Consider the following 209-nt stretch of genomic DNA (forward strand, 5'->3'; position numbering starts at 1 on the left):
TTGAGCTTTGTCGCCGAGTACCAGGTTCTCGAAGGACTTGCCGTCAACGGTGGCGTTGTCGATGCCGACTTCCACAACTTGACCGTCTTTGTAGACGTCATCACCTTGCGCAGCCAGCTCGTACGGAGTGCTGGTGGTGCCGGCTTTGATGACGACGGTATCGCCATTGCTCAGGGTCACGGTCAGGTCTTGTTTGAGGACCTGGTCGA

Annotated in this window: 1 protein-coding gene; it reads right to left on the reverse strand. The window is 56.9% G+C overall.

The annotated features are described in order from the left end of the window. A partial coding sequence (locus AACY45_RS29185) for an immunoglobulin-like domain-containing protein (protein ID WP_339548927.1) occupies nucleotides 1-209 on the reverse strand: 209 nt, incomplete at both ends.

This window comes from Pseudomonas sp. RA_35y_Pfl2_P32 (assembly GCF_963970735.1).
Lineage (GTDB): Bacteria > Pseudomonadota > Gammaproteobacteria > Pseudomonadales > Pseudomonadaceae > Aquipseudomonas.